This window comes from Archangium sp. (assembly GCF_057119385.1).
This window is the reverse complement of the sequence record NZ_DBNGVP010000111.1, coordinates 45,540-58,727: the sequence shown is the minus strand read 5'-3', so window position 1 is coordinate 58,727 and position 13,188 is coordinate 45,540. Positions and strand designations below refer to the sequence as shown.

Below are 13,188 nucleotides of genomic sequence, written 5' to 3'. Positions count from 1 at the left end.
GAACACCGGCCTGGCTCTGCTTCGCACTACCGCATGAGCGCTGGGTTCGCTCCTTCCCCCCGGCGGCTCCTGATCCAGCCCCCTCTGGCTCCACCGCTGGCGAGCGATTTATCGACTGCCCTTCAGTTCAACAGCTCGGCGCGCTCGCGCAACTCCCGGGCCGTCAACTCCAGCCGAGCCCGGTCCGGCGCCTCGGGCGACAGCTCCAGGCAGCGCTCCACGTCCTTGAGGGCCGCCCGGTAGGCCCCCAGGTTGGCGAGCAGGGCCGCCCGCGTGCGCAGCTCGCCTGGATGGTTGGGGGCCAGCATCAGCAGCAGGTCCACCACCGCCAGGCCCCGCTCGCTCTCGTCGCGCTCCAGGTACACCCGGCGCAGGTTGGACAGCATCCGGTAGGTGATGAGCTCCACCGGCGCCGGGGCCAGCATGGAGGGGTTGAAGCGCAGCTGCGGCGCCACGCGCTCCAGCAGCTCCTTGCAGCCCTCCTCGGTGAGGATCTCCCCGCCGTGGAACGGGTCCACCACCAGCTTGTGGTCCCCCGCGCTGCAGGCCACCAGGAAGTGCCCGGGGAAGGGCACGCCGTAGAGGGGAATGCCCGCGCGCCGCGCCACCTCCAGGTACACCACGGAGAGGGTGATGGGCAGGCCCACCTTCCGCTCCAGCACCTGGTCCAGGAAGCTGTTCTCCGGCGCCTGGTAGTCCTCCTCGTTGCCTCGGAAGCCCTCGATGTCCGCGAGCACGTGACGCAGCGCGGTGAGGCCGGCGAGCACCTCGCCATGGCCGGTGTGCCGCTCCATCTCCAGCTGCACCCGGGCCGCCAGCGCGTCCAGGGTGTGCAGGTACGCCGAGGCGTCCAGCTCCGGCCGGTTGAGCGTCGCGATGGCCAGCGCCGCCAGATCCAACCGCGGCGGATCCGCCGCGAGCGCGGAGAGGAGGCGTTCGCGGGATACCGGCGGGCTCAAGGTCGAGGTGATGCTCACGGCGGGAAGGACTAACCCAGGCAAGAGGGAACGGCAAAGGCAGGCAGGCAGTCAGCTCCTGGGGGGTTCGGGGGGCAACAGCCGGCCCTTGAGCTCCGCCCGCATCGCCACCTGGGCGGAGATGAGTCCCGAAAGGAGACCATCTTCGAATTCGAAAGTCGGGTGTTCCTTGAGTTGCGGGAAGTCGTGGGGATTGCGCAGCTCCTCGGGGGTGATGTTGGGCACCACCTCGCGGGCCAGGCGGAGGACCTTGGCCTGCTGCTGGGAAATCATCCGCTCGAAGAGCTTGCCGGCAATCTCCAGCATCTCGAGTCCGCTCTCTTCCGTCATGGGGCTCCTTCGTCTCTCTCCTGGAGTCTCGGCTACTGCTGGGCGATGTCCCACTTCACCCGGCGCCAGGTGCGGCGGAAGGACTCTATATCGCCCTGGACCGCATCCCGCTCCTGCTCGCGGCCGTCGAGGAACGCAACGAAATCGAGCTGCTGGCCGGGCTGGCCGTACTCGGAGTCGAAGAGGCGGACGATTTCGTTGGCGGGCAGGGTGCGGCGGCCGGCCACGTCCACCAGGCCGATGCGCACGCCCCGCATGTCCTGGGAGGGGGCATAGGACTTGTAGACGAGCTCGGTGCACACGAGGGTGGAGTCGGAGAAGAAGTCGAAGTTGAAGTCGTAGGGCCGGCCCTGGAGGTGGAAGGCGCGGGCGATGGCGCGGGCCTTCTCCACGGGGGCCAGGCGTGGGCGCAGGACGCCGAGGTAGTCCACGTGCATGCCGTGCTCGGGGCCGGTGAAGGAGACGCCCTCGCTGATGGACTCGATGATGCGGATGGCGTCGCCGTGGCCGTCCGGGGCGGTGTAGGAGGCCCACCTGGCGGGGTACTCGCGCGCCAGGTGCTGGGCGAGCGTCTGGGGGGCGCCGGGCAGCGTCTTGAGCCAGTCGCGCACGCCGGGGTCGCCATCGAGGAAGGTGGCCCAGTCCTGGGGCGTGCCCACGTAGAGCTCGGCATGGGGCCAGAAGCCGGGCAGGCCGATGTTGGAGAGGTACCAGTTCTGCCGGGCCACGAGGATGTCGCCCGGCTGCATGTGGGCCAGGAGGGCGAGCGCCTGCTCGCGGCGGATGAGGGGCTGGCCGATGCGCTTGACGCGGGTGTCGCCCATCCACTCGGCCACCGAGCGCTGCACGGGGAAGACGGCGCTGGCGGTGAAGTCCTTGAGCACGTCCGCGCCGGCCTTGGCGAAGAGGGTGGGGCCGCGCTCGAGCAGCTTGCCCCGGGCGGCCTGGGAGTTGAGCCGCATCTCCTGGAGGAGCCACACGGCGCGGCGCACGTTGAGGATGCCCGTCTTCTTGAGCAGGGGCCGGAGCTGCCCGGCGTAGGTGTCGCCCGTCATGAGCTGGGTGGTGGTGGAGACGTGGATGGCCTTCTCCTTGAAGCGGGCGAAGGTGCGCGCGGGCAGGCCGTACTCCTCGGAGGGCTCGTCCAGGAGGACCTCGAGCTGCTTGCGGCCGCCGGTGAGCTCCGCGTACGTGAGCCCGTGGGCCAGCTGCGTGGTGAGCGCGCCGTGGGTGAGCAGGAAGCCCCAGGCGTGCTTCGCCGGCCGGGTGGGGGAGGGCTGCTTGACGAAGTCCCAGTAGCGCTGGCGGATGAGCTCGAGCGAGGCGAAGTAGTCGGAGAAGGCCGCCCAGGTGGTGAGCAGGGTGCGCTTCTCGTCCGGCGTGTAGGGGATGTCCTGCTTGCGCGTGTAGAGGCCGCGCGTCTTCGCAATCTGCTCCTGCAGGGCGCGCAGACCCCGGGCGTGGCGCTCGAGGGCCTCGAGGTCCTTCAGCGCCTGGTCCACGAAGGCGCCGTCGTCGAGCGAGTAGACGCTGGTGGCGTCGGAGTCGGAGGACGGAGCCGCGGGAGCCTGGGGAGCGGGCGGGGGAGCGGCGGGAGGCGGAGTGAGGGCCAGCCAGGTGACGAGCAGGGGGGTGAGGAGCATCGGGAGTCCCGGAGGATGTCTGGGGAGCGGCAGTCTACCCTGGCCCTGGCCGGAAGGCTGCCCGGGAGACACGGACGAGGGGGCGGGGAGGAGGTAGCCCGCCAGACATTCCGTCCACAGCTTGAAGCCGAGGCCCGGGGAGCGGAGAGGGAAGCCCGGGCGGAAAGGCACAGGACACGAGATGGCATTCGGATTTGCGGAGAACCCGGCACTCTCCATCACGCCCCACCTGGACTCCGTGGACTACCCGGCCACGCGCGAGCAGATCGTCGCGGCAGCGGAGGACAACGGCGCGTACACGGACATCATCAACGTGCTCAAGTCGCTGCCGCGGGAGGAGTACCCGTCGCGCGAGGATGTGATGAGAGACCTGGCGGAGGCGGCGCGGCGTTTCGCGTTGGGAGGCCGCAACTACGACGATGATGGGGTGGATCGGGATCGGCGCAACATCGGCCGGGACCTGGTGGAGAACGCCCCGGATGGGAACCAGCGGCATCCGTAGTCACGGGTGACCGTGTTGAGCAGCCGAGGCGCTCGCGGGCGCCGGCCACCAGAGGCCGGTCCTCGCGGGCGCTGTGGTTTTCCGGCGTGTGATGGCTTCTCTCGCGGCCCGCTGTGTAGGCTCCGGGTTCCTTCGGGCTCAGGGGGCCAGGGCATGAACCGCGTGCGCGTGACGGCAGGGCTGCTGGTGCTGATGCTTGGGACAGGGTGCCCCGTGGGCGGTGAGGCGGGAGTGCTGCGTCAGGCCATGCTCAAGGACCTGATCGAGGAGATGGCCCATGACAACTGCCCGGAGGAAGAGCTCCGAGCCGCGTGTGGACCCAGGTTCAAGGAGTGCATGGCGGATTGCCTGAGTGCGAGGGAGAAGAGAGGCTGGAAATGAGGTGGCGTGCGTGGCTCGCCATGGCGTTGGGCCTTCTGCTTCCAGTCCCATTGATGTGGGCCACGAGCAGGCTGCTGCTTGGCGGATTGGATGTGCCCGTCACGTACGAGCATGGCAGCAAGCTCGTGCCCATTCTTCCACCGGACGAAACGGGCCGGTTGCTCACCTTCAAGCGGTCCTGCGAAAAGAATGAAGACTGCGACGCTCCGCTCGCCTGTCTTCGCGATCAATTCATGTTGAAGAAGGCCTGTGTGGCGAGCACCTGCGCGACGGATGCGGACTGCGGCCAGGGCCTCTCCTGCTACTCGATCGCAGCGGGTGAACGCGTGGTGCGCCTCTGTGGTGCGCCAGGTGAGGTCGCGGAAGGGGAGTTCTGCATGGAACTGCCCCGCTTTCGTCACATGGCATGTGCGCCGGACCTGGTTTGTACGCACAAGTCTTGCCGCCGCCCCTGCCAACCCGAGACTCCAGGGAGTTGCCCGCGGGGTTATTCCTGTCACGCCGCGGATGTGAAGGGCTCCGTGTGTCTGCCGACCTGCGAAGGGCGTTCCTGCCCCGATGGGCAGCGATGCGTCGCTCTGGAGCATGGGGTCTCGATTTGCGCGCGGGTCCATGGAACGGATTGCCAGCTCAATCCCTGTCCAGCGGGGCAGGTGTGCGATGTTGCGGCTCGAGAAGCACGAAATGCCGTGAAGATGAGGTGTCTGCTTGAATGTGATTCCCAGTCAGGCTCATGTCCCGAGGGCTTCTCGTGCCTGAATGGTCAATGCATCCAACGATGCACCTCGGATGCGCCGGGCGCCTGCGGGCCGCTGGAGGAATGCGCCGGTCTACGGGAGGATCACCCCGGGTTGTGCATGCTCGACCTCGACGAGTGATGCGCGTGCGCATCGCTTCATGGCAGGCACGGCGGTGTTTTTCCCGGCATGCGATGGCTTTTCTTGAAGTTCGCGGTGTATGCTCCGGGTTTCTTCGGGCTCGAGAGGGCAGGGTGATGAACCGCGTCTACGGGGTTGCATGGATGCTGATGCTTGGGACAGGGTGTCCCGTGGGCGGTGAGGCGGGAGTGCTGCGTCGGGCCATGCTCATGGACCTCGCCAATGAACTGTCTCATGACGGTTGCCAACCCGCGGACATCCAGGAGCGGTGTGGGGACGAGTTATACAATGACTGCATGGCGGCATGCATCGATAAGATGAACAAGAGGGACCGGAAATGAAGTGGCGCGCCCGGCTTGCTGTCCTGCTGGCGTTTCTGCTCCCGCTCCCACTGATCTGGGTCTCGAGCAGGTTGCTGGTCGGTGAGCTGAAGGTGCCCGTTGCGAGAGATGAGGCGATCAGACTCGTCCCCATGCTTCCGCCGGACGAGACGAGCCGATTACTCACCTTCGCGAGGTCTTGTGCGGGGAATGAGGATTGCGAGGCTCCGCTCGTCTGCCTTCGCCAGTTGAAGTGGAAGATGGCCTGCGTGGCGAGCACCTGTGCAACGGATGCGGACTGTGGCAGCGGCCTTTCCTGCTATTCCGTCGCAGTGGGCGAGCGCGTGGTGCGCATGTGTGGCGCGCCAGGTGAAGTCGCGGAGGGGGAGTTCTGCACGGAGCTCCCTCGTGAGCGGAGCTGGGCGTGCGCTCCGGGTCTGGTGTGTACCCAGATGAGATGCCGCCGCCCCTGTCCGCCGCAGGCGCCCCAGGGCTGTCCCGCTGGCTATTTCTGCCGTGCCGCGGATGTGAAGGGCCCCGTGTGTCTGCCGGCCTGTGAGGGACGGACCTGTGCCGGGGGTGAACGATGCGTGGCGCTGAACCATGGCGTTTCAGTGTGCGCGCGGGTGCATGGAACGGATTGCCAGCTCAATCCCTGTCCAGCGGATCAGGTATGCGACGTCTCGGCCGGGAAGGCGCAGGGGCAGGTATGGATGAAGTGCGCGCTTCCTTGTGACAAGCAGGGACCTTCATGCCCCGAGGGCTTGTCGTGTATCGGGGGCAGGTGCCGCCAGCGCTGCACCTCGGATGCACCTGGCTCGTGCGGTCCAATGGAGGTGTGCGCGGGATTCTCGGAGCGCGCCCCAGGCGTGTGTATCTTCGACGTCGAGCCATGAGGTGCCCGGCGCCCGATTGGAGTGGGGCTGCTCACACGTGCTCGGTCTGACCATTGGGGTGGACTCGTCTGGCTTGCGGCCTCTATGCTTCACGGCTCCAAGGGGTTTGGCCGGGAGTGGTCCGATGAATCGCGCGTACCTGTTGGCATGGGGATTGTTGGTGGCGCTGGAGACAGGGTGCCCGGTGGGGGGAGATGCGGGAGTCCTTCATCAAGCCCTCCTCAAGGACCAGCTCAACGGACTGGTCCGTGACCGTTGCCGCCCTGCGGCCGTCGATGTCGTGTGTGGGCCTGACGACTACGATGACTGCATGGAGGCCTGCAGGCAGGAGATGGAGAAGAGAGGCTGGAAGTGAAGTGGCGGGCGTGGCTTGCCGTTGGGTCGGGCCTTCTGCTGCTGGTCCCGTTGATGTGGGTTTTGAACAGGCTGTTGCTGGTCGGCTCGGATGGGGCCGCTGTCGCGCACAAGCAGGGGAGCAGACTCGTCCCCATGCTCCCTCCAGACGAGACAAGACGGTTGCTCACCTTTGAGCGGTCCTGCGAAAAGAATGAGGACTGCGACGCTCCGCTCGTCTGCCTGCGCGGCCAGCTCATGCTGAAACATGCCTGTGTGGCGAGCACCTGCGCGACAGACGCGGACTGCAGCCAGGGCCTTTCCTGCTACTCCATCGCAGCGGGTGACCGCGTGGTGCGCCTTTGTGGTGCTCCCGGTGAGGAGGCGGAGGGGAAGTTGTGCATGGAATTGCCCATCTCCCGGAGCATGGCGTGCGCGCCAGGACTGGTGTGTACCCACAGGAAGTGCCGCCGTCCCTGCCAGCTTCAGGAGCCTCGGAGTTGTCCGGAGGGCCAATACTGTCATGCCGCGGATGCGAAGGGCTCCGTATGTCTGCCGACGTGTGAGGGGCGCTCCTGCCCCGAGGGGCAGCGGTGCGTGGCATTGGAGCACGGCGTATCGATTTGCGCACGGGTGCATGGGCCAGATTGTCAGCTCGAGCCCTGCCCGGTAGGTCAACAATGCGAAATCTCGGCTCGAGCGTCACGAAATGAGGTGCGGATGCAGTGCCTGCTTGCCTGCGATTCCCAGTCGCAACCGTGCCCCAATGGCTCTTCGTGCATGAGAGGCCGCTGCCTGCGACAATGCTCGGACGCACCGGGCTCCTGTGGGCCGAGGGACAAGTGTGTCGGATTCTCCGAGAGCGAACCCGGGTTTTGTATACCCGACTTCGGCAAGTGAGCAGCTCTCGGATTCATGTGTCCCTTCCGGAGACACGCGGCGCGCGGAGCGCCGCTGCCTCGGCATGGGCCCAGCCGCTCAGCGCCAGTCCGGCGGAGCCATGCTGACGCGGGGCATGTAGTAGCCCTCGGGTCCCTGCAACACCGTCTCGAAGCGCGGATCATTGAGCACCACACTGCCCGGGCTCTTGTCCACCCGCGCCGGGTCCACCTTGGCGCCATGCATGGGCAGCTTCGCGTACGTGGGGATTCCGTACTGGTGCTTGCCATCCACGGCCACGCCACAGATGGGATACGTGGTGCCGTCCGACAGGTAGAGACGGTCGAACTGGATGTAGACGCGGTGGGGCATCGTCACCGCCTCGCCGGTGATCTTCAGGTACAGCTCCTGGCCGTTCATCTCCACGAACATGGACGCACTGATGGGACCCGGTTTGAGGTTGAGGGCGCCTCCATCCTCGATGGATTCATCCGACACGGGAGTGCCTGATTCCGGATCGATGAAGGAGCCCTGCTCGTCGGGCTTGATGCCCAGCTTCACAGGGGTGGCACGAGCCTCGGGGGCGCAGCTCGCGAGGTAGCCGATGGGGTCGGGCCGCACGGGAGTGGTGGCGCACCCGATCAGTTGCGCGGTGACCGCTCCCAGAATGCTGGTGAGCAGCGCGCACCTGTGCGAGCCCGTCTGAGGCGGCATGGAGGAGGTATCGGGTGCTTCGGTGGCGAGAGGCGGCATGGGCGGTGTTCCTTTCTCGGAATGCGCCGGAGTGACCGGTGCGGTGGGCTCCGTGCGGAGCTGCATCCACCCTATCCCGAGCACTCCCATCCCGAGGGCCAGCGCGGCCAGACGCCGCAGCCGCTTGCCCCTCCTCCCCGTGCGAGCAGGTGGAGCGTTCTCCCGGGGAGGGCCGGAGGGCTCTGGTTCCGCGAGTTCCTCCCGTGGCTCCTCCAGCAGGTCTACCCCCGGGAACAGCTCCCGTACCCGCGCGCACTCGGAGGGGCGCTGCGCCGGAGTCCGCCAGGGCGCGGTGTGTCCCTCTTCCCCGAGCAGCCGCTCCAACTCCTCGCGGACGGCCCGGGCGCTCGGAGGACGCTGGGTAGGGTCCTTCGCCAGCAGGCGCAGGGTCAGTCCGCACAATGACGCGGGGGCACCGGGCGCGAGCAACCCGGGCTCCAGGGGCGGCGTGGAGGCAATGGCCGCCAGCAATTGCTCCAAGGGCACCCGGGTGCTGAAGGGGCGGCAGTTGGTGAGGGTTTCGTACAACAACACGCCCACGGCATAGAGGTCCGCCGTGGGACGGGCCTCCAGCCGCGCGTCCCGGGGCGCGTCCGCCGAGAGCAGGGACGCCAGGAAGAGGACGGCCTCGGGGGGCTGACAATGGAGCGTCCCCGGCGCGAGCCCGTCCGTCAGCGCGCTCGCACACGGCAGGTGGACCGTCCCGAAGTCGATGAGGAAGAGGGCGTCATCTCCCTCTCGCACCAGCAGGTTCTCCGCCTTCACGTCCCGGTGGCAGATGCCGCGTGCGTGCAGCACCTCGAGCGTCTTCAACAGCCCGCACAGCTCGCCCACGGCGCGATACAGCGGGGCGCGCTCGCGCCAGCGCCAGTCGTGGAAGGTGCGTCCGGAGACATGGGGAGTGACGAAATAGGCGTAGCCCTCCTCCGGGTCGGGCCACCGGCCCCGCTCGAGCACCGGCAACAGGTGGGGATGCTCCAGGTGCTCCAGGGAGGCCACCTCACGGCGCATCCAGTCGTCGACCCGATCCTCGTCCTCCTTCGAGGCGGGCCGGGCCGCCATCTTCAATGAACAGCGGCGTCCCCCGCGCTCCACCAGGAAGACGAAGGAGAACCCCCCGACGCCCAACCGGCGCACGATGAGGAAGTCCCGGAGGTGGTGCCCCGGGCGAAGCTGGTGGGGATGCAGTGGCGGGCTCATGGGGGCGTCCGCGCTTCTTCGAGGGGAAGGGGTTGGAAGGTCCCAGGCGAGTCCTCTCCGTCCAGCGCCAGTTCCAGCCGCGAGGCTCCCTCCGGGAGGACACCCGTCAGGATGTGGCGCTGACGTATCGGCCCCGCCTCTCCCGAGAGCAGGTGGGCGGGCCACTCCAGGAGGACGCCGTCCACGAGCGTCGCCCGCAGGCGCGCCTGGACCAGGCTCCACGGGGAGGCGCCCTTCTTGCGGCTGCGCAGGGCCACCGTGGCGAAGAAGCGCCGCTCCATCCAGAGCACGGACTCGGCCTCTCCCCGCGAGGCGCGTGTCTCGAGGTCCACCGTGCGCTGGGGGACGGCGAGCGTGGCGCGGCCGTCGGAGGTGGACAGGAGGCTCCTGGCCAGCGCCGACACGGCGGCCTCATCGGCGGAGGGCTCGCCCTTCACCACGCGCACCTGGAGATCCACCGAGTCTGGCCGTGTGACGAGCACGAAACGGAGCGGCTCGGTTCCAGGCCCGGTCTCCACGGAGAGGGGCACCTGCGTCCCCTCGGGCAGGTCCGTGATGGGGACGATGATCAGCGAGCCGTCGTCCATCGGTACGAACTGGAGGCGTTTCTCTTCCTCGGGGAGCGCCACGGCTCCGGGCTTCAGGGGTGCTTCGAACAGGAGGAGCGAGGCCACCCCCGTGCGCACCTGGAGCTCCAGCGGCGGCACCTGCCCGGGATGGAGGGGGAGCACGAGCATTCGCCGGCGGATCCACGGCGAGTTCAACCGGACCTGTGCGGCGGCCGGGACGGAGAGCAGGATCGACAGGACGAGGAGGAGCCAGGAACCAGGGCGCACGCGAGCACTCACAGGGCAGGCGCGCAGGGTAGGGGAGGCGCTTTCCTGGGGGCAAGAAGAAACCCACTTCCGCCGTTGCCTCGGTTTGGAGTACTCATGAGGTCATGGCGTTCCAACGGGTCCCGGTCACGGGCGTCACCGATCTCATCACGATGACCCTGGCACGGCTCCACGAGGTGGAACGGCATGCCGCTACCTCGGACCAGGTCGACGCCCTCGAGGCGTGCAGGACCACGCTGTATTTCATCCAGGGCAGGGGCGAGACAGGTGAATTCGCGGCGTTCGTGGAGAGCTTCGACACCGCCCCCGTGACGCCCCTCCTGTCGTTCACCACCCAGGAGGCAGCGGAAACCTGGCTGCTGAATCATCCTGCCCCGCCTCACGGCGCCCTCGTCAGGGCAGCGAACGACTTCTATACCGTCGTTGACGCACGCGCTCTCCACCACCGGAAGTTGCTCCTCCTTCCGCACCCAGAGGAAGTGACGCAGGTGGATGAGGCTGGGGAAGAGGCCGAGCAAGAAGTCGAGAACGCACCGGAGCCACCCAAACCGAGCCCTGGCGCGAAGTTCAGCCTCTTCAAGCTCTACGAGAGAACCTGCTACGACCTCCATCAGATGGAGAAGCGGATGTCCTCACCCGAGGATCTCGAGGCCATCAGGACCGCCAAGATCTCCTTCGACTTCGTGATGCGCGTGGGCGAGGAGTATGGCTTCGAGGAGTACCTGGAGAGTCTTCGCTCCGCCAGGACCTCACCGCCTCTCGAGTCCTTCACAACCCGCGAGGAGGCGGACAACTGGTTGGCGACTCAACCCGAGCCTCCGCCTCCAGCAGTGGTTTCCATTGGGAACGAGCTTTACTCCGTGGGCTACAATCGTCGCCGGAAGATGCGCTGGTTGATCCGTATCCCCACGCGACGGGAACTGGACACCCGCGCGCCGTAAAACGAACCGCTCGCGAGCCCGGGTGCTTTCTGCCAGCGTGCGTGGCCGTCATGCGCCTTCTCCGTTCGAGCGTCCTGCTGCTCCTCGTGGCCCTGGCCAGCGCCTGCAGCCGCAACGTTCCCTCGCTGGTGCCCAAGACGGGTGCGCCGCCTTCCCCGCGGCTCGAGTTCCGCCCTCCGGCTGACACGGTCCTCACCGAGTCCTTGAAGAGCACCGTGGGACGGAGCGGCGCCCTGAGCACGCAGGAGGCGGAGCTGACCACCGTGACGCGCTTCACCCCGGAGCAGGGCGGCTGGCTCCTCACGCAGCGGGTGACGCAGGCGCGCTACACGCGAGACGGCACCCCGGTGGAGACGTTGGTGGATGACGTCCTCACGCGCTTCCCCCTGCGCGTGCGGCTCGCGGGGGACGGAACCTTCGTGAGTCTGGTGGAGCCCGAGGCCGCGCTGGCGGCGCTCGCGGCGGTGGCCCCGGCGGGGCAGGACATCTCTCCGCTGGAGGGCTTCTTCGCCCCGGAGGCCCTGGAGAACCGAACCCGGGCCGAGTGGGACGTGAAGTACGGCGGCCTCTACGGACGCGCCTGGGAGCCGGGTGCACGCTCCTACGTGGTGGGCACGGTGCCCCTGGGCGGGCGCGAGGTGACGTACCTCCTGGAGCGCACCTTCAGCGGGACGGTGCCCACCGGGCACGGCGAGGCGATGCTGTTCTCCCTGCGCTGCCTGGAGGCTCCCGGAGCGGACGCCTCCCCCCAGGTGCTCGAGGCGTTGAGCCAGGCGGGGAACCCGGAGCTGACGCCGGGGGTTCAGTGCGAGGGAGAACAGTTGCTCGGAAGAGGCCGTTTCCTCCCGATACGGCGCGGGCTCACCTTGCGGGCGACGTTGGACGGAGAGACCTGGACGTGGGCGGCGAAGTCGCAGCTGGAGTCGCCGCAGGCGCCCGAGGAGGAGCGGAGATGAGCTACGAGCAGAACCTCATCGAGGACGAGGCGGGCATTCGCGCGGTGGTGCAGGCCAGCAAGCGCGTGGCGGTGCTGGGCATCAAGACGGAGCAGCAGCAGGGCCAGCCGGCCTTCTACGTGCCGCAGTACCTGGCGGGCGCGGGCGTGGAGGTGGTGCCGGTGCCCGTCTACTACCCGGACGTGACGCACATCCTCGGCAAGCCGGTGTTCCGGCGGCTGGTGGACATCCCGGGCGAGCTCGACCTGGTGGACGTGTTCCGGCGGCCCCAGGACATCGACCAGCACGTGGACGACATCCTCGCCAAGAAGCCCAGGGCCGTCTGGTTCCAGTCCGGCATCCGCAACGACGCGGCGGCCGAGAAGCTGGCCCGGGCCGGCATCCAGGTGGTGCAGGACCGCTGCCTCATGGTGGACCACCGCCGCTACGGGCGCTGAGCTCCGCGTGCGTCAGGCGTGCTCGAAGGGCACGGGCGGCCGGGCGATGGCGCGCTCGGCGCTGAGCTTCGCCTGGTGCAGGGCATCGAAGCCGCGCTCCATCCGCGACGGCGACACCGGCGGCAGGTTGGACACCACCACGTAGACGGGCACGTTGCGCTCCTTCAGCAACGACAGCTGCAGCCGGAAGTGGTCCTGCCTCAGCGCCGCCGAGCCCGCCGCGATGCCCTGCGCGTACGCCATGGGGCCTCCCAGCATCTTGCGCGTGCGGCTCGGCAGGTAGTGCACGAGGATGGCGTCCAGGTCCTTCCCGAAGCTGCTCTCCCGCATCGCCAGCGCGGGCGCCTTGTCCACCAGGCCTCCGTCCCAGTACAGGTCCCTCCCCAGCCGCACCGCGCGGAACAGGCCCGGGTAGGCGCACGTCGCGTGCACCCGCGGCGCCAGCTCGCCCGAGGTGAACACCTCGTGCGTCCCCTGCGTCAGGTTCGCGCTCACCAGCAGCAGCGGGTGCGGCAGCTCCTCGAAGCCGTGCACCGGCAGTGTGTCCTCCAGCAGCCGGCGGAAGCGCTCGCCCTTGAGCAGGCCCGTGGCTCCGTGGCCCTCGCTCGGAAACCCGTTGAGCACCGCTCCAATCGGATCCGGATCCCAGAACGCCTGCCGCGTCTGCTTGAGGACCAGCTCCTCAATCGTCTGCACGCTCGCCCCGGCGGCGGCGTAGGCGGCCACCAGGCCCCCGGCGCTCGTCCCGGCGTACGCCGCGGGCTTCAACCCCGTGGCCGCCAGCCCCTTGAGGAAGCCGGCGTGTCCATAGAAGCCGAAGTACCCGGCGGAGAGGACGAGTCCGAAACGTTTGCCTTCGAGGAGCTGGTTCAGGGTGGGGGCGGGCATAGGGGTTTGTCTCTAGACGACGCTTCCCCACATGGCAA

11 protein-coding genes are annotated in these 13,188 nt (G+C 68.1%); 5 read left to right on the top strand and 6 right to left on the bottom strand.

Going from position 1 to position 13,188, the window contains the following annotated elements; all coding sequences use genetic code 11:
* Nucleotides 1-122 precede the first annotated feature (122 nt).
* From AC16DP_RS26700 to AC16DP_RS26690, 3 genes are read right to left on the bottom strand one after another with little or no spacing between them, the layout of a single operon-like run.
* Nucleotides 123-977: a SirB1 family protein gene (locus AC16DP_RS26700; protein WP_329734059.1), complete on the bottom strand. Its 855-nt coding sequence runs from the start codon at nucleotides 975-977 to the stop codon at nucleotides 123-125.
* A gap of 51 nt (nucleotides 978-1,028) precedes the next feature.
* Entirely contained in the window at nucleotides 1,029-1,307 is a 279-nt protein-coding gene (locus AC16DP_RS26695) for a hypothetical protein (RefSeq protein WP_329734058.1), read from the bottom strand.
* Between the two features lie 32 nt (nucleotides 1,308-1,339).
* Nucleotides 1,340-2,950 carry a YiiX/YebB-like N1pC/P60 family cysteine hydrolase gene (locus tag AC16DP_RS26690; RefSeq protein ID WP_329734057.1) on the bottom strand — a complete coding sequence of 537 codons (1,611 nt, stop codon included), beginning with the start codon at nucleotides 2,948-2,950 and terminating at the stop codon, nucleotides 1,340-1,342.
* A 181-nt stretch (nucleotides 2,951-3,131) separates the two neighbouring features.
* Here AC16DP_RS26690 and AC16DP_RS26685 point away from each other — a divergent pair, with 181 nt between their 5' ends.
* Both AC16DP_RS26685 and AC16DP_RS26680 read left to right on the top strand, forming a co-directional pair.
* The gene (locus tag AC16DP_RS26685) at nucleotides 3,132-3,452 is read left to right on the top strand and encodes a DUF2795 domain-containing protein (RefSeq protein WP_329734056.1); all 321 of its coding nucleotides are present in this window, start codon (nucleotides 3,132-3,134) and stop codon (nucleotides 3,450-3,452) included.
* A gap of 153 nt (nucleotides 3,453-3,605) precedes the next feature.
* Nucleotides 3,606-3,833 (top strand): hypothetical protein, encoded by a 228-nt coding sequence (locus tag AC16DP_RS26680; RefSeq protein ID WP_329734055.1) that lies wholly within the window; start codon nucleotides 3,606-3,608, stop codon nucleotides 3,831-3,833.
* Between the two features lie 3,405 nt (nucleotides 3,834-7,238).
* On the opposite strand, the gene AC16DP_RS26675 is transcribed toward AC16DP_RS26680, so the two are convergent.
* Nucleotides 7,239-9,092 carry a serine/threonine protein kinase gene (locus tag AC16DP_RS26675; protein WP_329734054.1) on the bottom strand — a complete coding sequence of 618 codons (1,854 nt, stop codon included), beginning with the start codon at nucleotides 9,090-9,092 and terminating at the stop codon, nucleotides 7,239-7,241.
* The gene (locus AC16DP_RS26670) at nucleotides 9,089-9,928 is read right to left on the bottom strand and encodes a DUF2381 family protein (RefSeq protein WP_329734053.1); all 840 of its coding nucleotides are present in this window, start codon (nucleotides 9,926-9,928) and stop codon (nucleotides 9,089-9,091) included. The genes AC16DP_RS26675 and AC16DP_RS26670 overlap by 4 nt, the downstream gene beginning before the upstream one ends.
* Nucleotides 9,929-10,032: 104 nt before the next feature.
* Here AC16DP_RS26670 and AC16DP_RS26665 point away from each other — a divergent pair, with 104 nt between their 5' ends.
* Genes AC16DP_RS26665 through AC16DP_RS26655 form a run of 3 tightly spaced genes read left to right on the top strand, consistent with a single transcriptional unit; the run spans nucleotide 10,033 to nucleotide 12,262 of the window.
* Nucleotides 10,033-10,869 carry a hypothetical protein gene (locus AC16DP_RS26665; protein ID WP_329734052.1) on the top strand — a complete coding sequence of 279 codons (837 nt, stop codon included), beginning with the start codon at nucleotides 10,033-10,035 and terminating at the stop codon, nucleotides 10,867-10,869.
* A 50-nt stretch (nucleotides 10,870-10,919) separates the two neighbouring features.
* Entirely contained in the window at nucleotides 10,920-11,825 is a 906-nt protein-coding gene (locus AC16DP_RS26660) for a hypothetical protein (protein ID WP_329734051.1), read from the top strand.
* On the top strand, nucleotides 11,822-12,262 hold the full coding sequence (locus AC16DP_RS26655) for a CoA-binding protein (RefSeq protein ID WP_329734050.1): 441 nt from the start codon (nucleotides 11,822-11,824) through the stop codon (nucleotides 12,260-12,262). Before AC16DP_RS26660 ends, AC16DP_RS26655 begins: the two co-directional genes overlap by 4 nt.
* Nucleotides 12,263-12,274: 12 nt before the next feature.
* Here the strand turns inward: AC16DP_RS26655 and AC16DP_RS26650 are convergent, their stop codons facing one another.
* A complete protein-coding gene (locus tag AC16DP_RS26650; protein ID WP_329734049.1) occupies nucleotides 12,275-13,150 on the bottom strand; it encodes a patatin-like phospholipase family protein in 876 nt (291 codons plus the stop codon).
* Nucleotides 13,151-13,188 lie beyond the last annotated feature (38 nt).

Coding starts and splice junctions, on each gene's coding strand:
- AC16DP_RS26660 (WP_329734051.1), top strand. CDS start 10,920: ATGCGCCTTCTCCGTTCGAGCGTCCTGCTGCTCCTCGTGGCCCTGGCC.
- AC16DP_RS26650 (WP_329734049.1), bottom strand. CDS start 13,150: ATGCCCGCCCCCACCCTGAACCAGCTCCTCGAAGGCAAACGTTTCGGA.
- AC16DP_RS26685 (WP_329734056.1), top strand. CDS start 3,132: ATGGCATTCGGATTTGCGGAGAACCCGGCACTCTCCATCACGCCCCAC.
- AC16DP_RS26655 (WP_329734050.1), top strand. CDS start 11,822: ATGAGCTACGAGCAGAACCTCATCGAGGACGAGGCGGGCATTCGCGCG.
- AC16DP_RS26690 (WP_329734057.1), bottom strand. CDS start 2,950: ATGCTCCTCACCCCCCTGCTCGTCACCTGGCTGGCCCTCACTCCGCCT.
- AC16DP_RS26665 (WP_329734052.1), top strand. CDS start 10,033: ATGGCGTTCCAACGGGTCCCGGTCACGGGCGTCACCGATCTCATCACG.
- AC16DP_RS26680 (WP_329734055.1), top strand. CDS start 3,606: ATGAACCGCGTGCGCGTGACGGCAGGGCTGCTGGTGCTGATGCTTGGG.
- AC16DP_RS26675 (WP_329734054.1), bottom strand. CDS start 9,092: ATGAGCCCGCCACTGCATCCCCACCAGCTTCGCCCGGGGCACCACCTC.
- AC16DP_RS26695 (WP_329734058.1), bottom strand. CDS start 1,307: ATGACGGAAGAGAGCGGACTCGAGATGCTGGAGATTGCCGGCAAGCTC.